Source organism: Polyangium jinanense (assembly GCF_028435365.1).
In genome coordinates this window covers 430,323-454,057 of sequence record NZ_JAGTJJ010000002.1, presented here as the reverse complement: position 1 = coordinate 454,057, position 23,735 = coordinate 430,323, and the positions used below count along the sequence as shown (strand labels likewise).

The 23,735-nt window shown below is 70.0% G+C and carries 19 protein-coding genes; 11 read left to right on the top strand and 8 right to left on the bottom strand.

The window, feature by feature from the left end:
- Nucleotides 1-2: 2 nt before the first annotated feature.
- Entirely contained in the window at nt 3-992 is a 990-nt protein-coding gene (locus tag KEG57_RS06895) for a phytoene/squalene synthase family protein (protein ID WP_272458298.1), read from the top strand.
- The gene (locus KEG57_RS06890) at nt 989-1,795 is read left to right on the top strand and encodes a lysophospholipid acyltransferase family protein (protein ID WP_272417236.1); all 807 of its coding nucleotides are present in this window, start codon (nt 989-991) and stop codon (nt 1,793-1,795) included. Before KEG57_RS06895 ends, KEG57_RS06890 begins: the two co-directional genes overlap by 4 nt.
- On the opposite strand, the gene KEG57_RS06885 is transcribed toward KEG57_RS06890, so the two are convergent.
- The 4 genes from KEG57_RS06885 to crtD all read right to left on the bottom strand — a co-directional run bounded on the left by KEG57_RS06885 (nt 1,749) and on the right by crtD (nt 6,432).
- Complete coding sequence (locus tag KEG57_RS06885; RefSeq protein WP_272417235.1) at nt 1,749-2,633, bottom strand: STAS domain-containing protein; 885 nt, start codon at nt 2,631-2,633, stop codon at nt 1,749-1,751. The two genes, KEG57_RS06890 and KEG57_RS06885, sit on opposite strands and share 47 nt — an antisense overlap.
- A 198-nt stretch (nt 2,634-2,831) precedes the next feature.
- Nucleotides 2,832-4,025 carry a glycosyltransferase family 2 protein gene (locus KEG57_RS06880; RefSeq protein WP_272417234.1) on the bottom strand — a complete coding sequence of 398 codons (1,194 nt, stop codon included), beginning with the start codon at nt 4,023-4,025 and terminating at the stop codon, nt 2,832-2,834.
- On the bottom strand, nt 4,022-4,861 hold the full coding sequence (locus KEG57_RS06875; RefSeq protein WP_504968468.1) for a carotenoid 1,2-hydratase family protein: 840 nt from the start codon (nt 4,859-4,861) through the stop codon (nt 4,022-4,024). The genes KEG57_RS06880 and KEG57_RS06875 overlap by 4 nt, the downstream gene beginning before the upstream one ends.
- A 38-nt stretch (nt 4,862-4,899) precedes the next feature.
- Nucleotides 4,900-6,432, bottom strand: coding sequence for a 1-hydroxycarotenoid 3,4-desaturase CrtD (gene crtD, locus KEG57_RS06870; protein ID WP_272417232.1), 1,533 nt, complete (start codon nt 6,430-6,432; stop codon nt 4,900-4,902).
- Between the two features lie 85 nt (nt 6,433-6,517).
- On the opposite strand from crtD, the gene KEG57_RS06865 reads away from it, so the two are divergent.
- A complete protein-coding gene (locus tag KEG57_RS06865) occupies nt 6,518-7,441 on the top strand; it encodes a polyprenyl synthetase family protein (RefSeq protein ID WP_272417231.1) in 924 nt (307 codons plus the stop codon).
- Here the strand turns inward: KEG57_RS06865 and KEG57_RS06860 are convergent, their stop codons facing one another.
- Nucleotides 7,442-9,076 carry a sensor histidine kinase gene (locus tag KEG57_RS06860; protein ID WP_272417230.1) on the bottom strand — a complete coding sequence of 545 codons (1,635 nt, stop codon included), beginning with the start codon at nt 9,074-9,076 and terminating at the stop codon, nt 7,442-7,444.
- Between the two features lie 24 nt (nt 9,077-9,100).
- Nucleotides 9,101-10,585, bottom strand: coding sequence for a GAF domain-containing protein (locus KEG57_RS06855; protein WP_272458297.1), 1,485 nt, complete (start codon nt 10,583-10,585; stop codon nt 9,101-9,103).
- Nucleotides 10,586-10,770: 185 nt separating this feature from the next.
- Between KEG57_RS06855 and KEG57_RS06850 the strand changes: the two genes are divergently transcribed.
- From KEG57_RS06850 to KEG57_RS06820, 7 genes are all read left to right on the top strand, one after another.
- A complete protein-coding gene (locus KEG57_RS06850) occupies nt 10,771-12,972 on the top strand; it encodes a hypothetical protein (protein WP_272458296.1) in 2,202 nt (733 codons plus the stop codon).
- Nucleotides 12,972-13,868, top strand: coding sequence for an SUMF1/EgtB/PvdO family nonheme iron enzyme (locus KEG57_RS06845; RefSeq protein ID WP_272458295.1), 897 nt, complete (start codon nt 12,972-12,974; stop codon nt 13,866-13,868). Before KEG57_RS06850 ends, KEG57_RS06845 begins: the two co-directional genes overlap by 1 nt.
- Nucleotides 13,865-15,967 (top strand): hypothetical protein, encoded by a 2,103-nt coding sequence (locus KEG57_RS06840; RefSeq protein WP_272458294.1) that lies wholly within the window; start codon nt 13,865-13,867, stop codon nt 15,965-15,967. The genes KEG57_RS06845 and KEG57_RS06840 overlap by 4 nt, the downstream gene beginning before the upstream one ends.
- 611 nt (nt 15,968-16,578) lie before the next feature.
- Nucleotides 16,579-18,705 carry a hypothetical protein gene (locus KEG57_RS06835; protein ID WP_272417225.1) on the top strand — a complete coding sequence of 709 codons (2,127 nt, stop codon included), beginning with the start codon at nt 16,579-16,581 and terminating at the stop codon, nt 18,703-18,705.
- Between the two features lie 128 nt (nt 18,706-18,833).
- The gene (locus KEG57_RS06830; RefSeq protein ID WP_272417224.1) at nt 18,834-19,187 is read left to right on the top strand and encodes an HU family DNA-binding protein; all 354 of its coding nucleotides are present in this window, start codon (nt 18,834-18,836) and stop codon (nt 19,185-19,187) included.
- Nucleotides 19,188-19,233: 46 nt separating this feature from the next.
- Nucleotides 19,234-20,505: a tyrosine--tRNA ligase gene (tyrS, locus tag KEG57_RS06825; protein WP_308215613.1), complete on the top strand. Its 1,272-nt coding sequence runs from the start codon at nt 19,234-19,236 to the stop codon at nt 20,503-20,505.
- Nucleotides 20,453-21,532, top strand: coding sequence for a hypothetical protein (locus KEG57_RS06820; protein WP_272458293.1), 1,080 nt, complete (start codon nt 20,453-20,455; stop codon nt 21,530-21,532). The genes tyrS and KEG57_RS06820 overlap by 53 nt, the downstream gene beginning before the upstream one ends.
- Before the next feature lie 12 nt (nt 21,533-21,544).
- On the opposite strand, the gene KEG57_RS06815 is transcribed toward KEG57_RS06820, so the two are convergent.
- The gene (locus tag KEG57_RS06815; protein ID WP_272417222.1) at nt 21,545-21,721 is read right to left on the bottom strand and encodes a hypothetical protein; all 177 of its coding nucleotides are present in this window, start codon (nt 21,719-21,721) and stop codon (nt 21,545-21,547) included.
- Nucleotides 21,722-21,832: 111 nt separating this feature from the next.
- Here KEG57_RS06815 and KEG57_RS06810 point away from each other — a divergent pair, with 111 nt between their 5' ends.
- The gene (locus tag KEG57_RS06810; RefSeq protein WP_272458292.1) at nt 21,833-22,162 is read left to right on the top strand and encodes a PilZ domain-containing protein; all 330 of its coding nucleotides are present in this window, start codon (nt 21,833-21,835) and stop codon (nt 22,160-22,162) included.
- Here the strand turns inward: KEG57_RS06810 and KEG57_RS06805 are convergent.
- Nucleotides 22,107-23,675 carry an FG-GAP repeat protein gene (locus KEG57_RS06805; RefSeq protein WP_272458291.1) on the bottom strand — a complete coding sequence of 523 codons (1,569 nt, stop codon included), beginning with the start codon at nt 23,673-23,675 and terminating at the stop codon, nt 22,107-22,109. The genes KEG57_RS06810 and KEG57_RS06805 overlap by 56 nt on opposite strands.
- Between the last annotated feature and the right edge of the window lie 60 nt (nt 23,676-23,735).

Here is a 23,735-nt window from a genome sequence, read left to right as displayed (position 1 = left end):
CGATGACCCTCGGCGCGCCGCTCCTCCCCTCGTCGGCCAAGCGCGCGGCGTCGGCAGGTGACATCGCCGCGTGCCACGAGCTCTTGCGGAAAGGCTCGAAGAGCTTCTTCGCCGCGTCGCTCTTGCTGCCGAAGCGCGTGCGCATGCCCATGCTGCCGGTCTACGCGTTCTGCCGCGTGGCCGACGACGTGGTGGACCAAGCGAGCGAGCCGGGCGCCGTGGAGGCGCTCAAAGCGCGGCTCGCCGCGGCGTACGAGGGCAAGCCGCACGACTCGCCGGTCGACCGGGCGTTCTCGGATGTGGCGCGCGCGTACGATCTGCCGCGCGAGGTGATGGAGGGCCTCATCGAGGGGTTCGCCTGGGACGCTGAGGGGCGGCGGTACGAGACGCTGTCGGAGCTCCACGCCTACTGCGCGCGCGTGGCCGCGACGGTCGGTGTGATCATGAGCGTGCTCATGGGTGTGCGCGATCCAAAGGCGATCGCGCGCGCGTGTGACCTCGGCGTCGCCATGCAGCTCACGAACATCGCGCGCGACGTGGGTGAGGACGCGCGAAACGGGCGCGTGTACCTGCCGCTCGCGTGGCTCGAAGAGGCCGAGATCGACGTGTCGAAATGGCTCGCGCGGCCGATGTTCACCACGGCGCTCGGCGGCGTGGTGGAGCGGCTTCTGCAGCAAGCGGCGGTGCTTTATGCCCGCGCGGATCTCGGGATCGCGATGCTGCCGCGCGACTGCCGGGCCTCGATCCGCGCGGCGAGCCTGATCTACGCGGACATCGGGCGCGTGGTCACGCGCGCGGGCTTCGACTCCGTGACGAGCCGCGCCTACGTGCCGCTCCGGCGCAAGTTGTGGCTGCTCTCGCGCGCGCTCGTCGCGCCCACGCCGAGGCCGTCGCTTCCGCTCGCCGCGTGGGATGCGAAGGTCGACCCGCCTCCGCTGCCGGAGGTGCGGTTCCTCGTCGATGCCTGCGCGCGAGCTGAGATCTCGCGATGATCCCTGCACGCAAGGTGTCCTGGTTCAACACCTGGTTCTCGGGCCATGCGCGCTCCCGGATCCAGGCGACGTTCGGCGAGGTGCGCGCGCGGGGGCTCGATCGGGCGCGGGCGCTCGCGAGGGAGGCGCCGCTGCTCGTCGTGTCGAACCACACGTCATGGTGGGATCCGCTCGTCGCGATGCACGTCTCGACGCACCTGCTCGGCACGGACGGCTACGCGATGATGGACGCGAAAAACCTCAGGCGCCTGCCGTTCTTCGCGCTCGTCGGCGCGTTCGGGGTGGACCTCGACAAACCCACGGACGGCGCGCTCGTGATGCGGCACGCGGCGCGGCTGCTCGACACGCCGGGCAAGCTCGTCTGGGTGTATCCGCAAGGGCAGGAGCGGCCGATCACGGAGAGGCCGCTCGGGTTTCGGCCGGGTTCGGCGGAGATCGCGCGGGTCTCGCGCAAAGCGTGCACGGTGCCGGTGGGGCTCCGGTACGAGTTCGGCGGGACGGAACGGCCGACGTTGTGGCTCTCGTTCGGCGAGCCCGTGCCGGCCGAGCGGGACACGACGAAGGGGCGTGTGGCGCAGGAGGAGGCGGTGGAGGCGGAGCTTTTGCGGATCGATCGCGCGGTGCGCGGCGAGGATGCGGAGAGCTTCGAGGTGGTGTTTCGCGCAGCACCGTCACGCGTGGGCGGCGTGCTCGAAGCCATGCTCGCCGCGATGACGCGGCCGTGGGTGATGCGGGCGCCGAAGGCCGCGCCGCCGCTCAGCGCCGGGGACGCTCCCCCGAAGGTGACTTCATCGCCGCCTTGATCGCCTCGCGCAGGTTGCTCCGCACCGTCGTCTTCGTGAGATCGGCCCCGAGCGCGACGAGCGTCTGCGCCACGGCGGGGCGGACGCCCGTGATGATGCTTTGAGCTCCAAGCAGTGTCGTGGCGCGGATGATGCGCAGGAGGTGATCGGCGGTCGCGTCGTCGACAGCCTCGACGCCGGTGAGGTCGAGGATGACCTGCGACGCGGCGAGCGAGACGACGCGCTCGAGGAGCCGCTCGGTGATGTCCGCGGCGCGCGCCTCGTCGAGCTGACCCACGACGGGGAGCGCGAGCACGCCGTCCCAGACCTGGATGATCGGCGCGGACATGGAGTGGATCGTCGAGCGCTGTTGCTCGATGATCGCGAGCTTCTCCTGGAGCTCGAGCTCGCGCTTCTTCTGATCGTCGATGTCCTGGAAGGCGCCGAAGATCCGAACGACCTTGCCGTCCTCCATGTGCGCGTGGCCAGCCGCGCGCACCCAGAGCTTGCGCTTCGTGTAGGTGACGATCTCGAGCTCGAGATCGAACGGCTCGCCCGCCCCCGCGCACCGCTCGACCGCCTTCGAGATCGCCGGGACCCACTCGGGCGCGTAGAAGTTGATCGCGGTGTCGAGCTCCGGCGCGAAGCCCGGCGGCGTCTCGTGGATGCGGTAGGTTTCCTCGGTCCAGAAGAGCTGGTTCGAGCGGCAATCGAGCTCCCAGCCGCCGACCTTGGCGAGCGCCTGCGTCTGCTGCAGGAGGATGACGGTGCGCCGGATCGTGTCGTCGCTCAGGGTGCTCGGGTCGACGTCACGACCGATGGAGTCCTCGCGGCGCGCGGGATGGGGAGGCTGGTTCATATGACCTCGAACGATTTCGAAGAGGTGACGACCGACCATCCCCCGCCGCGACTCATCGATACCACGAAACGTTCGCGGGCAGAACGCAGCCTCCTGCACGCTTTTTCGCTCGAAATCCGCCAAAATCTCGACAGCACGCGGCTGCCGTGGTGCGCACCGCCAAGGTGTCGACGGTGTTACGAGGACGTACGTTCGAGCTCAGGGCTTCACGGCACCGGGCTTTTGCAAAAGGCCGGTGCGATCGACGACGAGGACACGATCACGCCAGGTGACCGTTCGAGATCGCAGGGTTCGCGCAAAGGCGAAAGCGAGCACGACGTCGGCGAGGACGGCATCCCGCAGCGCGGAGAAGAGGCCGACCGGGCGGCCCGCGGCGCGCGCGGCGACGAGCGCGATGACGAGGCGCGCGAGGAGCGCGAGCAGCGCCGCGCCGAGGGCGACCTGCGGGACGACGAAGGCGAACGCCGACGCGAGCAGGACGATGGGCCAGGTGGCGAAGAAGAGCGCGGGATAGCTCCACAAGAGGAGCGGGCGCTGCGCGCGGATCACCGTGAGCCACCGGGAGAAGCGGGCGATGACGGCCTCCCACGATCGACCCTGGGCGAGCGAACGCGCGACGATCGGCACCGCCACGACCGAGCCGCCTTGTTCACGGACGCGCCGCGCGATCTCCATGTCCTCGCCGAGGTAGTCGACGAGCGAGCCAAAGCCGCCGATCGCCGCGAGCGCGCTCGCGCGGATGGCGAAGAGCTTGCCGACGAGGCCACGCGGGTCGAGCCACGCGAGCACCGGGAAGGCGTGAAGCGAGGCGCCGAGGACGGCCGCAGAGGCGTGATCGCCGAGCGTCCGCGGGGGCGCATGCTCGGCCGGCGGCGCCCACGCGACCCACGCAGGCGAGGCAGAGACGAGCGGCGCGACGAGGGCATCGAGGTCGACGCCGGCGAGGTCGACGTCGCTGTCCGTGACGATGAGGACGTCGGCGTCTTCGGCCGCGGCCGCGAGCTGCGCGGCCTTGCGGTTCGGTCCGCCGCTCCCAGTGAAGACGATCTCGGCCTCGATGCCGGCGCGCGTGAGCGCCTCGGCGGCCCTCTGCGCCGCGGGCAAGGCGGGGTCTGCCGCCTCCTCGATCGCGAAGCGGCAGCGGACGTCGAAGGAGCGCTTCGCGAGGACGAGCGAGGCGAGCGTACGTTCGAGCGAGGGCTCGCTGCCCGCGCACGGGCGCACCACGAGGACGGAGGGGTTTTCCTTCCGGACGGCCGCCTCGGCGCCTTCGCGCAGGGCGGCGCGTGGGGCGAAGGTCGTGCGCCGGACGGCCTCGAGCGAAGTCGAGGCAACGGCGAAGGACCAGCCGAAGAGGAGGAAACCGAGGAGGCTCGGGATGTCCGGCGTCATGACGAGGCGCGTCGCATCCGATACGGCAGCATGAACTGCACCACCGGGGTTCGGAACCGATCGAGCGAGAGCGCCTCGTGCACGCCATGCGCGTGTTCGCCGAGGTAACGGCCCGAGAGCTGCGAGCGCGCATAAAAGGGCGTGTCTTCGAGCGTGCGCACGAGCCGCGGGGACGTGCCCGGATCGACCCGGACGAGGCGCTCCATGCCCCAGAGCGTGCGCGAAACGCGCGCGGGGGCGAGCGGCTCGAGCGGCTCTGCGCGCCCGTCGGCGCAGAAGCTGTGCTGGATGAGATCACGGGTTCCATCTCGACGAACAGAGTCGTACGTCACGACCGTGCGGCTCCGCGTGGTGGCGCGGCTCCAGCTCCACCCGGAGAAGCCGTCTTCGAGCGGCTCGTCGCCGAAGTTGGAGTCGACGTACGCGAGGCCCGTCCAGCGCGTGCATTCGGGGAGGCGGATGTCGACCTCGGCCCGTGCGATCGGCGCAATGGGGGCCCAGCGGTGGCGGCCGTTCGTGTCGAGGACGAACGATGCATCGGCGACCGCGAACGGATGGATCCGCACGGTGCCGGAGACACGTCCGGGCAGCGGCGCGGTCTTTTCTTCGAAGCGCACGAGGAACGTGTCGTCCTGCCATTCCATCGAGCTCGGGCCGATGACGAGCGCCGTGCGATAACGACGCACGTCGGTCCCGCCCCGCTCGGTGAACGACCACGCGTCGCGCTCGGGGCCATACAGCGCGACGTTCATCGAGCAATGGGCGAGCGGGTCCGCCGGGCCGCGCTTGCGTGCGGCCGCGTAAAACGGCGAAAACACGCTGCCGACGAGGCCGATGATGGTGACGCCGTGACGGCCGTCATCGCTGAGCGCGTCTAGATACCACCACGCATAACCGTTTCGCGCGATCGGCTCGTCGAAGCGAGGTCCTCGATCACGGCTTTCGCGCAGAGGCGCCCGCTCAAGGCCGCCATCGGCACGCCCGCCCCCGGATGGGCGGCTCCACCCGCCAGGTAGAGCCCCGGAATCTTCGTGCGCGACGCCGCCCGCACGAACGGGGACCTCCACCCGTGCGACGCCGGGCCGTACAGCGCCCCCCCCGTCGCCGGGAACATGCGATCGAACTCGCTCGGTGTCGTCACGACGGGCGGCGCGGCAAACGGCGGAAAGACGAGACCCGCCCGCTCGAGGAGCGAGAACGCAGCTGTTTCGCATTGCTTGATCTCCGAAGTGGTAAGGGCGCGCTGATCCCCGCGGGCCGGGGCATTGACGAGGCAGAGGAAACGCTCGGGGCCCGGATGCGCGTGATCCCCGTCGTCGCGATCCTGGGCGCAGACGTACACCGTGGGCTCCCGGGGCAGGGTCCCGCGGCTTATGAGGTCGCGGAACTCCTCGTGATAATCCTTCGAGAAAAATACGTTGTGGCGCGTGAGCGGATACGCGCCCCGGGCCTCGGCGACGAAGGCCCAGGTGACGGCCGAGAGCGAGCGCTCCGCGGGGGCCGGAAGGGCGCGTTTCCCTTGCGCGCCGAGCATTCCCTGGAAAAGCGCCGCGGGGTCGCCATTGTGGACGACGAGATCGGCCTCGAGACGCTCGCCCGAGGCGAGGCGCACGCCGGCGACGCGGCTGCTGGCGACGACGAGCTCGGTGACGTGCTCGCCGCAGCGAATCGTGACGCCGTGGCGCTCGGCGACCCGCGCGAGCGCCTCGGCGACGCGGTACATGCCGCCCTCGACGAGGTAGACGCCGTCACGCTCGACCTGGGCGATCACGTTGAGCGTGGCCGGCGCGAGAAACGGCGAGGAGCCGCAATACGTGGCGTACCGGCCGAAGAGCTGACGCAAACGTGCGTCCTGAAAAAACTCGCCGAGGGCCTTCCAGAGCGTGCGGTGGCCGTCGATGTCGAGCATTCCCTGGATGCCGAGCGAGCCCACCGCCGCCATCGCCGACGTGAGGCTCGGACGCTCCGAGCAGAGAAATGGCTTCTGAACGGTATCGTAAATGCGCTGGGTGTACGCGCAGAACCTACGGTATCCCTCGCCCTCGGCGCGGCCGGCGAACGTCGATATGGCCTCGACCGAACGGTCGAGATTGGCGTACAAATCGAGTGTGGGACCTTCTCCCCAGGCGTGTCGCGCCAGGATCTCGGCCCGCCGAAGCGTGAGCTCGGCGTGGAGCGAGGTCCCCGCCGCAGAGAAGATCTCCTCGAGGACCCAGCGCATGGTCATGACCGTAGGCCCGGCGTCGATCGCCCGGCCGGCCACGTCGACCTGCCGCATCTTGCCGCCGACCTTGGGCGCTCGTTCGAGGACCACGACCTCGATCCCCTGGCGAGCAAGCAAAAGCGCCGACACCAGGCCACCCACCCCGGCGCCGATCACCACCGCACGGCTGGTCCCATTCGCCATGAGCCCATTCCTACAACAACCTTGGACACGTGTCTAGAGTTTGTTCATCATGTACCAACAAACCCTTGACAAGGGTTCCACATCGATGGACGATACCTCTCGCATGGATGTCTCCAGTCGCGTCGAGTGCGCTCTGCGCGCTGCCCTCGATCCCATGTGCGCCCCGGGCGCACCGCCCCGCCTCGCGGCCGCCGTCTACCACTCGGTGTTCCCGGCAGGCGCTCGCATTCGTCCGCAGCTCTGTCTCCGCGTCGCGATGGCCTGCGGGGAGGACGTCCACGGCCTCGCCGACGGCGTGGCCACCGCCATCGAGCTTTTGCATTGCGCGTCGCTCGTCCACGACGACCTGCCCTGCTTCGACGCTGCCCTGACCCGGCGCGGACAACCTTCGACACACCGTGCCTTCGGCGAGGCGCTCGCCGTGCTCGCCGGCGACCAGCTCATCACCCTCGCCTTCGAGACCCTGGCCCGCGCGGCCATTGCGGCCCCGCTCCGGCTAGGCAAGCTCGTGACCACGGTCAGCCGCGGCGTCGGGATGCCCTACGGGATCATCGCGGGCCAGGGCTGGGAGAGCGAGCCGAACATCCCCGCGACGCTCTACCGAAGGGCAAAGACGGGCGCGCTGTTCGAAGCCGCCGCGGTGGGCGGCGCGCTCGCAGCCGGCGCCGTTGCAGAGGAGGCGGAGGCGTGGCGCGGGTTCGGGCAGCGGATCGGCGAGGCCTACCAGATCGCCGACGACATGCTCGACGTGCTCAGCAACGCGGCGAGCGCCGGCAAGCCCGTGGGCCGCGATGCCGCGCTCGGGCGGCCGAACACGGCGAGCGACCTCGGCCTCGGCGCCTCGACGCACCTCTTCGAACAGCTCGTCGACGCGGCGATCGTGTCGATCCCGGATTGCCCCGGCCGCGAGGATCTTTCCCGCTGGGCCACGCAAGTCGTCGACCGCATCCGCCGCCGCGCCAACCTGGCCGTGTCGCAAGGCGCGCTCGGCGAGCAGCCCGAGCTCTGATCAGGCGACCTCGGGCTCGATGTCCGGCTCCGAAGGCGCAGGCGAGAGGCGCTTCGATCCGCCGCGAGGTTCGCCGCGCAGGGCCGGGATTCGCAGGATGAACACGCTGCCCTTGCCGTCCTCGGTGACCGGGCTCTTCACCTCGACGCTGCCGCCGTGGCTCTCGGCGATGTGCTTGACGAGCGCGAGCCCGATGCCGCTGCCGCGGATGCGTTGCTCGCCCGCCCGCCGCCCGCGCACGAAGCGCTCGAAGATGCGCTCCTGCTCCTCGGGATCGATGCCGGGGCCACGATCACTCACGCGCACGACGACCGAGCCATCGTCCGAAACGACGTCGACGTCGACGCGGCCGCCGTCCTTCGCGTACTTGAAGGCGTTGTCGAGCAGGTTGATGATCGCGAGCTCCATTGCGCGGGCGTCGATCATCGCCTCGGGCAGGCCCTCGGCGCTCGCGAGGTGCACGACGATGCCGTCGCGCTCGGCGCGATAGCGATACACGTCGACAGCGCGGCTGACGACGTCCTCGAGCCTGCCGGGCGCGAACTCGTACGCGGCCTTGCCGCGCTCGACCTTGGCGAAATCGAGGACGTTTTCGATGAGCGCCGTGAGCCGCTCGCTCTCGCTCACGATGATCTGGAGGTACTGCCTTCGCTTGTCCTCGCTGGCCACGCGATCTGCGAGGAGGATCTCGCCGAACATGCGGACGAGCGCGAGCGGGGTTTTCAGCTCGTGCGAGACGTTCGCCACGAAGTCGCTCTTCAGCGCGGCGAGCCTTCGCTCCTTGATCGACGCGAAGATGACGATCATGACGCCGACGAGCACGACGATGGCCGCGAAGCCGACCATGCCGAGCTCGACCATGCGCTGCCGCTCGACCTTGTCGCCGAGGTCGTCGGCGCTGGTGAGCGCGATCTGGAGGCGCCAGTTGTAGAGCGTGGTCGGGAAGGGGCGGCCGACGGTGAACTCGCCGGCCTTGATCGGCGGGCCGAAGACGATGCGGCCCTCCTCGTCGGTGATGTTCATGCGGCTGTTGCCGCGATCGATGTCGCGGTAGAGCCGCGGGAAGACGTCGTGCACGAGGCGCGGGACGTCGTGCCAGGCGACGACGAGATAACGCCGTCCCGCGTAGGAGCGCTGCCAGTAGCTGATCAGGATGCTCTGCTGATCGATGATCTGGTGCAGGTGGCGCAGCTCCTCCGTGTTGCCCTCGAAGTTCAGGCTGGAGAAGAGCCGGCCGAGCAGGAGCCGCCGAAACGCGTCGTCCTCGCGGCCCGGCGCGCGCGAGGCGAAGGCGAGGACATCGCGTGAGTCGTGGCTCAGATCGAGCACGAGGATCGCGCGCACCGTGGGCGTCTCGCGTGACGCCGTGGGCAGCCACCGGCGTGCGATCGTCGTGAGGTTCGCGATGTCGACGTGCGCGGCGACGACGTTGTCCTGCGCGATGATGATCTTGTCGAGGCGGTCGACGCGCTCGTCGGCGAGGGTGAGCGTCGCGTCGAAGACCGTCTGCTGGCGGGCTTTTTCGATCTGGAGCGTGGTGCGCAGCGCGATGCCGCCGAGCACGAGGACGGCGAAGACGATCGCGGGGACGATCGCGAAGTAGAGCAGCCGCTCGCGCAGCCGACGACGCTGCATGGACGGTTTCCGCGCGCCGCGCGACTAGCGCGCCGCCGCCTTGTTCGCCGTGGCCCGGATCTTCTCGGGATCGAGCACGACGCCCTGGATGGTGAGGAACTCCGCGAGCTCTTTGCCGACGTAGGTGAGCGCGTTGCCCTCGGCCATGGCGTAACGACCGCCGCCCGTGGGGTTCACGATCTCGATCAGGCCGAGCGTCTTGCCGCCGCCGAGCGCAGGGGCGCAGGCGATGCTCTTCGGATCGATGCCGAAGGCCTTCCAGCGCGCGTCGACGGCGCGCGGATCACGCTGCGCGTCGCTGATGACGAGGGCCTTCTTGTTGGCGATGGCGGCCTGCGCGAGGCCCGTTCGATCGGGCATGCGGGCGAGCAGCCGATCGTGCTTGCCGCCGTGCTGGCGCACGAGGACGAGCTCGCGCTTTTCCGCGTCGTGGAACCACACGAGGATGAGCTCGCTCGGGAGCTGCTCCTTGAGGATCGAGACCACGAAGTCGGCACCTTCGAGCGCGTCGCCCAGGAAGTGCAGATCCGTCGAGGCGCCTTCGAGCTCCTTCATGAGCTCTTCGGCGGTGCGCACGCGCGCCTTCGGCGGCGTGGACTTCGTGGTGGTCGTGACCCCGCCCTTGAGCGCGGGGTTCGACCCGGCCTGCGCGCGCGGAGGCGGCGCCGAGGGCGAACGAGCGGGCGGCGTCAGCGCGGGGTTCGACCCGGCCTGCGCGCGCGGAGGCGGCGCCGAGGGAGAACGCGCGGGCGGCGTCGAGACCGAGCGCTGCGCAGGCGGCGGACTGGAAACGGCACGCTGCGGCGGAGGCGGCGTCGAGCCGGGACGCGGCGCGGCCGGCGCAGGCGCGGCCACGGACTTGCTCGGCTGCGGCGCCGGCGGACGCACCTCCGGCTCACCGCGCCAGTCCTTCCACATCAGCGTCACGAGCGGCGCGCGCTCGGGTTTGCCCTCGTAAGCGTGATCGAACACCGCGAGGTTCACAAGCACACCACGAGCGCCGTCGAGCGCCTTTTTCACGGCCTCGAAGCGATCGAGCACGACCCGCCTTCCGACGTCGACCGACGTCCCCTCGGGCACGACGTACACGTACTCGCGGTACGTCAGCGGCGAGCTCTCCGTGGCGGCCACCTCGCGGCTCGAAAGCACGCGATGGTTCGGAAGCGGCGTGGCTGCGGGCGCGGGCGTCGCGCGGGGCGGCGCGGCGACGCGCGGGGGCGCGGTGACGGCCGGGCGACCCTTCGGCGGCTCCGCGGCGGCTTGCCCGCCGGGGGAGAGCTCGGCCGTGTCGGGTGCTTTGCGCACCGTGTAGCGGAGCTTCTTCACGGGATCGACGGCCTTGTAGCCGTCGTCGAGCAGCTCGATCGAGAAGTTGCCGAGCGACCCGTCGTCCCCGCGCATCGCGCGGGCCTTCTGGAGCGCGGGCTGCCACTGCGGCGCCTCCACCGTGAGCTTTGCCGGAGGTTCGGCAGCGGGCCCGGCCGACGAGATTTCCACGAACCAGCGCATCGGTCGTCCATTCGGCGTTGGCGCCTTCCGCGACGCTCGAACGCGATTCTTTTCTACAGGTGCGGCCGGACCTGGTCAACGCACGCGCCCTTGGAATTCGAGGTCCCCGGGTTCGGACGAGCCCCGTGCGTCGCGACGAGGTCCGCGCGCGGGCCGAACCGGGGATCGTGTAATAAGAGTCCCCCGTGCCCGCCACACTGGACCAAGACGAAGCGGAAGCGGCGCCCCCCCTCGGGGCCCGACGACGCGCAGGCGACGACGACGCGGGATTTTTCGCGCGCATCCTCGAAAGCTGGCCCGCGGTCGACCGCGTGCTTTACCCCGTCTTCGCCTCGGCCTGCGTCCTCTACGCGGCCACCGTGTTCTACGGGTACATGCACGTGCAGACGCGCGGCGGCTGGTCGGCGCCGCTCGACGACGTCTTCATCCACTTCGACTACGCGCGCGCCGCAGCCCGCGGCTTTCCCTTCCAGTGGTCCGAGGGCAACGGCTTCTCCAGCGGCAACACGAGCCTGCTCTACCCGTTCACGCTCTCCCTCGGCTACCTGCTCGGCTTCCGCAGCCTCGACCTCATGGCGTGGGCGGCGCTCATCGCGTGCGTCTCGACCACGTTCTTCCTCGTCGCCGCGGGCCGCGCGTGCGAGCCGCTCGGGCGCGCCGCGAAGTACCTCGTCCCGCCCGCCGTCGTCTCGCTCGGCGCGCTCGACTGGTCGCTCTTCAGCGGCATGGAGAACGCGTTCCACCTCGGCGTCTGGGCGCTCATGCTCCTGCCGATCCTCTCGATCGGACGGACGCCGGGCGATGCGCACGCCGTGCGCCGCGACGGCCTGCTCGCGGGCCTCGCGGGCGCGCTGCTCTACGCGACGCGGCCCGAGTCCGTCACGAGCATCGCGGTGTTCGCGTTCTACGCCGCGCTCGCCGTGTGGAAGCCCCTCGGCCTTCGCGCCGCGTTCGCCACGCTGCTCCGCGCCTCGGTTCCCGGCGCGATCATGGCCGTCGCGCAGGCGGTCGCGAACCGTGTCTTCACCGGCGAGTGGGCCGCCGCCGGCGCGATCGTCAAGCTCGCGCTGAACCACCCCTACATGAACGGGGAGCAGAAGCTCGACGAGTACCTCTCGCACCTGAAGTACGTCGTCCTCCGCAACACGCAGCACCACTTCGCCGACTGGATCCCCGGCCAGAACCTCCCCTGGGGCTGGATCGTCCCGCTCGTCGCGCTCATCCCCTTCTTCTCGAAGAAGACCCGCGCCATCGCCGCGATGCTCTGGGCGCAGGTCGTGACCTGGCTCCTCCTCGTCTCGATGAACGGCCAGGTCCGCTGGCAGAACGAGCGCTACACGATGAGCGCCGTCGCGTGGCTGCTCGTGCTCGCCGCGATGGGCCTCGGCGTCCTCCTCGTGCCCGCGCTCGAAGCGACCCGCCGCGCGCGGGGCCTCTTCGTGCTGCGCGTCGCGATCGCGTGCGGCGTGGTCGTCCTCTACGGCGTGAACCAGGCGCCGAACATGCGCGACCAGATCTGGTTCTTCGGCCGCGCGAGCCGCAACATTCGCGACCAGCACGTGGTCGCGGGCAAGGTCCTCGCCGAGCGCAAGGCGAGGCGCGTGCTCGTCGGCGACGCGGGCGCGCTCATGTATGCCTCGGACCTGCCCGGCCTCGACATCATCGGCCTCGGCGGCTACCACGACCTGCCTTTCGCGCGGGCCGGCGTGAACGGCCTCGGCGCCACGATCGAGCTCCTCGAGCGCATCCCGCCCGAAGATCGACCCGACCACATGGCGATCTACCCCTCGTGGTGGGGCGACCTCCCCGGCCTCTTCGGCCGTCGCCTCGTCGGCGTCCCCGTCGTCGGCAACGTGATCTGCGGCGGCGCGGAGAAGGTCATCTACAAGGCCGACTGGAGCGCGCTCGACAGGAACGGCTGGCCTCGCACGCAACGCGAAGGCGAGCGCATCGTCGACGACCTCGACATCGCGGACCTCGTCAGCGAAAAGGCCCACGGCTACAACTTCCCGCGCCCGGGCATGGGCTTCGTCGTGCACCGCGTCTTGCCCGAGCCTGGCCAGAGGCTCCGCGAGCTCTTCGACGCCGGCCGCATCGTCCCGCACAGGCAGCCCGAGCTCGCCATGATGAACGCGCCGAAGCGCGGCGGCCGGCTCGTCGTGCGCACGGTCGCAGGCCGGCAAGCGGCGGCCGAAGTTCGCATCGACGGCCGCCTCCTCGGCAAGCTCGAAGCGCGCCCCGGGCCCACGTGGACCGAGCCGAGCATCGACCTGCCGGCCGACCTCCCGCCACGTTTCCAGCTCGCGATCACGCCCGTCGAGGGCGAGTGGATCACCTACCACGTGTGGATCCTGGAGGGCGACGGAACTCCGTCGGCTGCGCGCTGATGCGGTTCCTGACGAGGATCCCGCTCGGTCTCTTGCTCGCCGTCGCCGTGATCGGCTGCGGCCGAACGGACGCGGAGAATGCGCGGCGCTTGGCCGTCTCGCCGCGCGGCGCGCGCCTGGTCTCGATCCCCGGCGCGACGTTCTCGTTCCGCGAGTCGATGGCCGTGAACCGCACCGTCGTCACGGTGAAGCCGTTCCAGATCGAAGCGACGGAGGTGACGGTCTCCGGATACGCCGCGTGTGTGGGCGCGAAGGCGTGCGTCGTGCCCGCGGGCGAAGGCCGCGTCGAGAAACACGACGAGCCGATGTGCAACTGGGGCAAGCCCGGCCGCGGGGATCACCCGATCAACTGCGTGAGCCCGGCCGAAGCCGAGGCGTACTGCCAATGGAACGGCGGACGCCGCCTGCCGACGATCTACGAGGCCTATTGGGCGGCGCTCGGCGACGGGCGCATGAGCGAAGAAGAGCGCCTCGGCGAGCGGCACCGCATCTATCCGTGGGGCCGCGACGAGCCGGAGAAGGTCGAGCATTGCTGGCAACGCGGCTCGATGGGCGGGACGCAAGGCGGCGTCGCCTCCCCCATCACGAGCACGGCGCCGCCCGTCGCCGTGGACCTCGGCACGTGCCCGGTTGCAAGTTACACGGGGGATCGGAGTCCCTTCGGGCTTTACGATACGGCGGGGAATGTGGCCGAATTCGTCTTCGACCCGAAGCCGATCACGTGCATCTCGACCAAAGGTGAAGAACCGTGCCCACGAGAAAACATGTTCCGCGTGACCGGAGGCACCTGGCACGACCACGGGCTCCACGGCAATCAGTCGCCCGCGGACAATCATCCGGTCTCGCGGCAGCGGCATCCTTGGTACGGGTTTCGGTGTGTGGCGGGCCCGGCTTGAGGAGGGGCGTCGCGCTCGCCCTCATGCTGACGGGCTGCGCCTCGTTCGAGCCTCCGAAAACGAAGACCGCGGCCGAGCTCCTCGCGGCCGGTGATCCCGGGGGCGCGCTCGACGCGACGACGCGAGACGACAAGGCGGACGACGCCACCCGGGAGCGCGTCGCGCGCGCTGCCATGGCGGCCGCCGGGCCGATGATCACGGTCGAGGCGATCCCGCTGGACGAGCTGAGAAAAGCGACCGGCATTCACTTCCTGCGCACCGTGGATCCCGCGTGGGTCTTCTTGCGCGTGCGCGGCTCTTCGCGCGACGCGGCCTTCGGCGCCGTGGAGGCGCGCGTGCACATTAGGTCCGAGGACAAGCTGCTCTTCGCCCTGCGCAAGGACGCGAAGTCGCTCACCGTGCTCACGGGCGAGACCTATCCGCGCGATATCAAGCACTCGGAGCTCAAAATCGCCGATTTCCCATTGCCTTTGCACATGCTCACGTTCGGCGTGCTCACGGTGCTGACGTCGCGCGTGGAGACGACGTACACGCGGCCGCCGGAGGAGATCGTGCGCGCCGCGATACCGCGCGCCCTCTTGCTCGAGAAGACGCTCGCCGGGAGCTCTACGAAGGGCGCTTCGGATCACCGCTTCGTGCTCAGGCGCCCGCAGCACGAGGACGCGCCGTTCTCGCTCGACGTGGTCGTGAACGTCACGCGGCCCTCGGGCGCGGTCGTGTCGGCGGTGGCGACGGTCCCCGTGCCCGAAGGAGGCCGGCTCGAGGAGCGGCTCGCACGTGCGGCGACGAACGTCCCCGTCGCGGAGCTCGCGGGCGCGCGCGTGGCGATCGGCCCGCGCGCCCTGCAGGACAGGGGGACTTGCGAGGAAGACTTCCTGCACTCCCCCGGCTCGCCCTGCGCCCCGAGCGCGCCGTGGCCCACGGACGCGTTCACGCCGATCGGGCTCGAGCTGCCTGAGGTCCCCGAGCGGCGCGCCTCCGCGAAGGAGAGCCGCGCTGCGCGGCCCTCCTGGGTGACCCGTGATGACGATGCGCCCATGCCGAAGGTCGCGTTGCTCGACGCGTCCCTGCCCGTCGGGGCGCAGGTGGAGGGCGGTGTGCTCGCGTGCGACACCAAGGCGTTCAACGTCCCGGGGGACGATACCGATCGCGTGTTCGCGAAGGTGACGATCGACGGCCGCGCCTCCACGGTGAGCGGCAACCCTTTCGCGCTCCCCCTGGTCTCGCTCGACCCGAAGTCCAAGGTCACGGTTTCCTTTTATGACGCGGACTGGCTGAGCGGCGCCGACCACCTCGCCACCGTCACGCTGAAGCGCGACGGCGCCACGATGGCAGGCTCCGTCGGCTCCGCGGCGCGCCTCGATCGGACGCACGTGGCCTTGCAATGCCGCATCTTCGATCGGGGCGCCGTGGAGGCGGCGTTCGCCAAGGCGTGGTACCGCGCGGAGGACGCCCTCGACGCGTGCGCCGAGTCGCCGGTGATCGTGCATCCGGAGAAGCGCGATTACGGTCTCGGCGACTCGCTTCTCCCCGAGGCGCAGCGCCGCGTGACCGATGCGGCGGCCTTCGTGGGGTGGAGCGATCCGCGGGTCGCCCGGCTCGTGTCTCGCTGGGACGAGCAAAAGAGGCGGTTCTGGCCGGGCGTACGGCAATCGCTCGAAGGACTGAAGGCGGATCCTTCGGGCAGGGTCGTGCTGGAGCGCTCCGACAAGCCCGAGGGGAAGATTCATGGCGTGAGCGTGCGCTGCGGCGCGGTGGTGAAGCGTGACATCGAGGCGGACGGCATGGTCGCGGCGAGGCTCTACGACGCGGCGTACCTCCCGGACGTCTGCGCGGTCGATATCGATTTCGAGAATCTCGACAGGTACCCGAAGTACCCGAACACGCTCCTCGACAGGAGCCAGATCGTGCTCGGCGATGGCTACGCGCTCGACGTGATCGCCCTCGGCGGCAACGACGCGATCGCGCCGGGCGCGCGGGCGAAGGTCACGCTCCTGCCCAAGGAGACGCCACCTCCCTCGTCACGCGCGGCGAAGCCGTGGAGGTTCGTGATGCGCAGCTTCCGCTGGACGGAGATCGTGCCCCTCTCGCCGCCGTGAGAGGGTGTTCCACAGGCATTCGGACCTCACCCACCCCAACCCTCCCTCTCCACACTGTGGAGAGGGAGGGAGGTCTCGGCTCGATCCAGCGCCTTTCGCCCCCTCTCCGCCGCGCGGAGAGGGGGTCGGGGGGTGAGGTTCTGGGGCGGCCGCAACGCCACACCGTACCCGGAGCACGCCGACATGCCTTCGGCGCAACGCCATACCGTACCCGGAGCACGCCGACATGCCTTCGGCGCAGCGCCACACCGTACCCGAGGCACCCGGACATGCCTTTGGCGCAACGCCACACCGTACCTGGGGCACGCCGACATGCCTTCGGCGCAGCGCCACACCGTACCTGGGGCACGTCGACATGCCTTTGGCGCAGCGCCACACCGTACCTGGGGCACGCCGACATGCCTTCGGCGTATCGCCACACCACACCCGCAGCACGCGGACATGCCTTTGGCGCAGCGCCACACCACACCCATCGCGCCCGGACCCCTCTTCGCACCCACGGATGTGAGAAAACTCGCTCCACGAACCCCCCGCGCCCCTTCCGCTTCCGAGGTACGCTCTCCCTCCACCCGCTCCCGGACCCTCCCGCGCTTCCCCCTTGACATCCCCCCGTGCGCTTCGGCCTCCCCCGTGACCCCGCCCAGCTCGCCGCCCTCCTCGCCGCGCTGATCGCCCTCGTCCTCGCCCCGCGCATCGTTCGACCTGCAACCAAAACCCGCCTCTTCCTCGCCCTCGCCTCCCTCACGGCCGCCGCCCTCTCCGCCGCGTACGTCGCGCTCTACCTCCGCGGCGGACCTCGCATCATCGACGCCACGAGTTACTTCCTCGAAGCGCGCGCCCTCGCGAACGGCCACCTCGCCTTCCCTCTCGACGAGCCCGTCGCCTCCACGCTCGGCCGCTTCCTCGTCCGCACGGACGGCCCCGACGGGCCCACCGCGGCCGTCCTCTTTCCGCCCGGCTACCCCGCGCTCCTCGCGCTTGGCTTCCTCGCCCACGCGCCCCTCGCGGTAGGCCCGCTCCTCGCCGCGGCCCTCACGATCGCCACGTACGCCCTCGCCGAGCGTGCCCTCCCGGAAGGCACGCCCCTCGCGGATCGCCTCTCGATCCCTCGCCTCGCGACCCTCTTCTCCGTGCTCTGCGCCGCGCTCCGCTACCACACGGCCGACACCATGTCGCACGGCCTCGCCGCGCTCTGCTTCACGAGCGCGCTCGCCCTCGCGCTCACCGCCGTGCGTGCGCTCGAAGCCGGAACCGCAACACGCGCCCTTCTCCCCTCGCTCGGCACAGGCTTTTTCGCAGGCTGGCTCGCCGCGACGCGCCCTCCCTCCGCGGTCGCCCTCCTCCTCGCGCTCGCCTTCCTCGTCGTCACGACACGCCGCACCACCGCGCACGCTCCCCGTAGCTCGCGCCTCACCGCCCTCGCGCTCCTCGCCCTCGGCGCCCTCCCCGGCCTCGCCCTGCTCGTCGCGCATCAACACGCGGCCACCGGCGAGCTCTTCACCTCGTCGCAGCGCCTCTACTACGCCCTCTCCGACGGCCCGCCCGGCTGCTTCCGTTACGGCTTCGGCGCCTCGATCGGTTGCCTCGGCGAGCACGGCGACTTCGTTCGGCACAACCTCCCGAACGGCTACGGCGCCTATGCCGCCGCCGCGACCACGCTCCGCCGCCTCAAGCAACACCTCGTCGACGCGGGCAACGCCGAGCCCTTCACGCTCCTCGTCCTCTTCGGCGCGATCCTCGCCGCGCGCATCCCACGCGCGCGCTTGCTCCCCGTCGCCGTCGCCCTCCAGATCGCCGCGTACGTCCCCTTCTACTTCGACGGCAATTACCCCGGCGGCGGCGCGCGCTTCTACGCCGACGTCCTCCCGCTCGAACACATCCTCGCCGCGCTCGCCGCCACACATATCGCCGCGCGCGCCCAAAACCTCGGCCGGGCCTCACGCCGCATCGCCGCCCTCGTCGCCCTCGTCCCGCTCGGCTTCGCCTTCCGCGCTGGCTTCGACCACGCCTTGCTGCGCGATCGTGAAGGCGGCCTCCCGATGTTCGAGCCCGCGCGCCTCGGAAAACTCCCTCCGCGCGCGCTCGTGTTCGTCGACACCGACCACGGCTTCAACCTCGCCTACGACCCTTGGACCTCGAACGAACGCACGATCGCCCGCTACCGCGGCGACGCCCTCGACCGCTTCGCCTGGGAGGCGCACGGGCGGCCTCCTGCATACCGTTACCTCTTCCCCATCCCGCCCGACGGCGAGCCGCCGCCCTCCCCGCCGCACCTCGTCCCGTACTCCTTTGACCCCCAAGCACCACTCGCCCTCGAAGGCGAGAACCTCTGGCCCGCGCTCGCTCAGAAAGACGCCTGGGCCCTTCCCGCCTGGGCCACCGACGCCTGCGCCTCCGATCGCCGCTGGCTCGCCGTTTCCCCCGCGGACCCCACGAAAACCGGCTCGATCACCGTCTCCCTCCCCGCCCCCTTCCTCGCCGGCCGCTCCCTCGTGCCGCGCCTCGCCCTCCTCGGCCCCGCCTCCGTCTCGGTCACGCTCGTCGTCGACGGACGCCCTTTGCACACCCACGACCTCGCGCCTGCCGCGGCCCCGCATCCGCCCTGCGTCACGCTCCCGGCCTTCCCGATCCCGAGCGCCGCTCGCTCCGTCGCGCTCACGCTCCGCCTCGGCCCTCAGCCCGCGGGTTCACTCGTGACGCTGGACCGATTGGATTTCTTGGAGAACGAAAGTCATTGACGCTGGGCGTCCAGGATGCGAGGTGTGCTCTAAGTTCCTGGAATCGTAAGTCGTATCCGTCCGGACGTCACATCAGGTCGGGGGGACGTAGGGACGGGGGGCGGCGTGACGGCCGCCGAGGGGTACCTATGACGAAGAGCGAGCTCATCGACGCGATCGCGGGCCGTGGCGAGCTCACCAAGGCTCGCGCCGAGCTCGTGGTCAATTGCATCTTCGACGCAATGACCGAGGCGCTCCAGCGTGGTGAAGGAATCGAGATCCGCGGCTTTGGCAGCTTCACGGTCCGCCCGTACAAACCGTACAGCGGCCGAAACCCGCGCACGGGTCAGCCCGTGCCCGTACCCGCCAAGCGCCTGCCGTTCTTCAAGGTCGGCAAGGAGCTGAAAGAGCTCGTCAACCAGAGCCGCGCCTTCGCCATCACCGGCGGCAAGGACGACGAGGACGACGACGACCTCGACGAGGACGACGAGGACGACGAATGATCGCCCCGGCCGGGCGAAGCGCCTCGCTGCGCGCTTCTCCGGCCGCGTGACGCTTGCGCGCGGCGCGCCGTCCGGCAAAGTCTCCCCCATGCTTTCCGCCGAGCGTCAACTGGAGGAGTTGTGCCGGGGCGTCGTGGACTTCCACGTCCGCGCCGAACTCGAAGAGCGCCTGAAGGAGGGCCGGCCGCTGCGCATCAAGGCCGGCTTCGACCCCACGCGTCCAGACCTGCACCTCGGGCACACCGTGCTCATGCAGAAGATGCGGCAGTTCCAGGAGCTCGGGCACCAGGTCATCTTCCTCGTCGGCGACTTCACCGCGATGGTTGGTGATCCAACGGGCAAGAGCGAGTCCCGCCCGCGCCTGACGCGCGAAGAAGTCCGCGCCGCCGCCGAGACCTACCAGCAGCAGGCCTTCAAGATCCTCGACAAGAAGCGGACCGAGGTCCGCTACAACTCCGAGTGGCTCGGCAAGCTCTCGCCAACGGAGATCATCGAGCTCGGCGCGAAATACACCGTCGCGCGCATGCTCGAGCGCGACGATTTTTCGAAGCGCTTCCACGGCAATGTGCCGATCCACATCCACGAGTTCCTCTACCCGCTGCTCCAGGCCTACGACTCGGTCGTGCTGGAGAACGACGTCGAGCTCGGCGGCACCGATCAGCTCTTCAACCTGCTCGTCGGCCGCGATCTCATGCCGCGCTACGGCAAGCGCGCGCAGATCGTCATGACCACGCCGATCCTCGAAGGCACGAACGCGCGCGTCGAGAGCGGCAAGGTCGTCGGCCTGAAGATGTCGAAGAGCGCGAACAACTACGTCGGCATCACCGAGCCGGCCTTCGAGATGCTGCAGAAGCTCATGCTCGTCGACGATCAGGTGATCTGGCGATACATGGAGCTGCTCTCGTCGAGGTCGAACCAGGAGATCGCCGAGCTGCGCGAGACCGTGGATCGCGGCCACGCGAACATCGTCCAGGTGAAGGAAGCGTTCGCGAAGGAGATCGTCACGCGCTTCCACGACGCGGAGGCCGCCGACGCCGCGCTCGAACGGCGCCGCAGCGTGGCAGCCGGCGGCGTGCCCGACGACATCGAGGAGATCAACGTGGTCACCGAGGCCGAGTCGCTCTGGATCGCCAAAGCCTTGTCACTCGCGGGCCTCGTGAAGTCGACGAACGAGGGGCTCCGGCTCGTGAAGAGCGGCGCCGTCCACCTCGACGGCGAGGTCGTGCGCGACGAGCAACAGAAGCTCGAGCGGGGCCGGAGGTATCTTGTCCGCGTCGGATCAAAGAACCGAAAGTTCGCGCACCTCGTCGTCGGCTGACGTAACGGTTCCGGGGCGGCGCGCCTTCTTCGCCGCCACGCTCGCCACGCTCGCCTCCGCCCTCACAGGCTGCGGCGCGTCGCCCACGACCGTCACGAAGACCGCCGAAACGCCCGAGCCGCCACTCGCCGTGCCCTCGCTCGACAGCCTCTTGCCGCTCGCGGGCCTGCGCTGGCTCGTGCTCGTGAACCCCCGCGAGATCACCTCGATCCCGTGGCTCGTCCCCTTCGTCGGCACCGTCATCTCCGAGGCGCGCTTCGACCGCTTCGCGAGCGGCACCGCCGTCGATCTGCGAAGGACGCCCGAGGCCGTCGTCGCGTCCTACGCGACGAACGAAGGCGACGCGACCGTCGAGCTCCTCCGCCACACGGGCGACGCGCGCGCCGTCGAGCGCGCCTTCCGCGACCGCCTCAGCACCGAGGCCACGCGCGCCGCGGACCGCCACGACCTCGTCCGTGTCTCCGGCAAGATCGGCCGCGCGACGCACGCCTTCGCCGCGATCGGCCCCGACGTCGTCTGCTTCCAGCAAGCGGGCTCGATCCAGCGCGGCCCCTGCCGCATCGCCAGCCTCTTCGCCCGCGGCGCCCTCTCGCGCGCGGCCCGCGCCTTCTCCGATCCATCGCTGCGCGCGCTCGCCGAGCGCCTCGGCCCTGCGCCGGCCCGCGCGTTTGCGCTCGGCCCGTTCGAGGGCGAGCTCGCGCGGGGCGCCCGGGGCCTGCTCGCGGCTGCCACCGCCATCGGCGCCGCCGCGAGGCCGAGCGCACGTGAGGGCATCTTGCTCTCCATCGCCGTCGCCGGCGACTTCTCCCGCACCGGCGAAGCGGCGTCCGAGGAGCTTGCCGCGTCTTGGAGAGACCTCGCCGAGGGCTCGTTTGGCCATCTGCTCGGCCTCGACGTGCCCGTGACGGCGCCGCTGCCCACGCATGCGCCCGACGCCGTCGCGATCGCGGTCGAGCTCGACCCGAAGAAGCTCGCGAAGGGCCTCGCGGACGTGACCTCGAACGAGATCGATCAGATCATGCGATGAGGGGACGCGTGCCTACCGCCGCCCCTTGAAGCCCATCATTCCTTGCACGACGGCCTCGCTCTCCTCGGCGATCGCGCCTTCCTGGGCGACGCGGTCGGCGCAGTCCTCGCACATCTTCTTCTTCTTGGTCCCGACCTTGACCGTCTTCAGCTCGTCGACCTCGTTGTCGCACTCGCGGCACGTGGGCATTCCGGATCCTCCTCGGCGCGATCCTAGCCCAAAGAGCTCCTCGGGTCGGGCGATGGCAAAAAGTTGGCCCTCCCGATCTGCTTCTCGTATCGGGCAGACGGACACACTTTCATGGAACGACGGATCGGCCCTCGCGCACAGTGCGACTATCCCCTGGTTGCCATCGTGGATGGGCATCGCCACGCGTGCCGCGCCGTCGACCTCTCGGTGAGCGGGCTCGTCTTCGAAAGGCCACGTGGGCTCGTCGATCGGGAGCTCAGCATGACCACCGCGTTCGAGCTCGACGTCGGCGCGGGCCGACCGATTCGCCTGCGCGGCCGTCCGATCTGGTCGAAGGACCGGCTGCAGGCGATTCGTTTCGTCTCGATGAACGACGCCGACCGGCTCACCCTCGCCGAGCAGCTCGATCGGAAAAAGATCCTCGGCGATCCCTTGCATTGAAGCCCGAGCGCCGCCGCCCGACGACGAGCGCCATTCCGAGCGCCATCATCGCCGCCATCACGCCGTCTTTTTCCTCGCTCCCGCCCGCGGCGGTGCAGGCGCAGCCGCCCGTCATCACCATTCCGTCATCGCCGATGGTCCCCTGATTCGGGCCCGCGCCCGTGCCGCCCGCGCCGCCGACGCCATCGAATCCGCCGACGCCCGCGCCGCCCATTCCGCCGGCGCCGCTCGTCCCCGAGGCGACCAGCGCCCCGAACGTGTACACCGAACCGGCATTCTCGCCCTTGTCGTTATCATCGCCCGGGGCGCCGATGAGCACGGTGTCCACGGAGACCGCGACCGCGATGCCGAAGAAATCGCCGTCGACCCCGTCCGACGCGAGAAGCCGATGATCATGGGCAAAAACGCCGTCCTCGCGCACGAATACGTAGGCCGACCCTGCGCCCGTTACATTCGGCCCGGCGAGATAGGTCCCCACGAGCGCCACGTCTCCCGAGATCGACGTCGCCATTCCGAACCTGCCGAATTTCTCCACCGCGGAGGGGACGAGCTTCTGCGGCGCGCTCCAGAGCTTGTCCACCCGCGAAAACACATACGCCGCGCCGCCGTCCTCGGCGACGTCGTCGTCCCCCGCCGCGCCCACGAGCGTCGTGTCTCCCGAGATCGCCACGGAAATTCCGAAATAGTCTTGCTCGCCCGCGTCGTCCGCCGCGAGAATCTGTTCGAGCGGCCAGGCGCCCTCGGCCCGGTCGAAGACGTAGGCCGCACCGACCGGGACCGGCATCCCGGCGTTGTCCCGCGGCGCCCCGACCACCGCAGCGTTCGCCGAAAGCGCGACCGACGCGCCGAAATGGCTCGGCGTCCCGTCCGCCGGCAAAAGCGTCTTTTGCAGGCCCCACATATCCCCGGACGCGTCCCGCACGAAGATGTACGCCGCGCCGGAATCGAATCCGACCCCGTCCTCGCGGCTCGCTCCGACGAGCGCGATCGTACCCACGATCGCCACCGACGTGCCGAACGAGCCAATCATCTCCGGGTTCGGCGAGACGAGCTTCTGCTGCTCCTTCCAGGCCCCGCCCTCGCGCACGAAGACGTACGCCGCGCCCGCGTTTTCGGCCTGGTCGTCACCGTTCGGCGCGCCGACGATCGCGATATCGCCCGAGATCGCCACGGAATAACCGAATGCATCCGTCGCCTCTGCATCGGACGCGACGAGCTTCTGCTCCGGGACCCAGACGCCGTCTTTTCGCACGAAGATCTGCGCCGCGCCGGCGTGCTCCGCGATCCCATCGTCGGAGGGCGCCCCGACGATCGCGGTATCTCCATCGATCGCGACCGATACGCCAAACTCTGCTTCGTTCGTCCCCTCGGGCGCCATGACCTTGTCGCCCTGGTTCCATTCCAGCGCATGGACCGCGACTCCAGTGCGCTCGGACCCGTCGGCCCCGCAACCGGCGACGAGCCACAAAAGCGGGATGAGCCCGCGGCACAGCACGGAACAAATGGTGCGCATGTGTTTCCCCCCGCATCACGCGCGGGCGCTCCGCGTGTGATTCCCGGAAATCAAAACGCG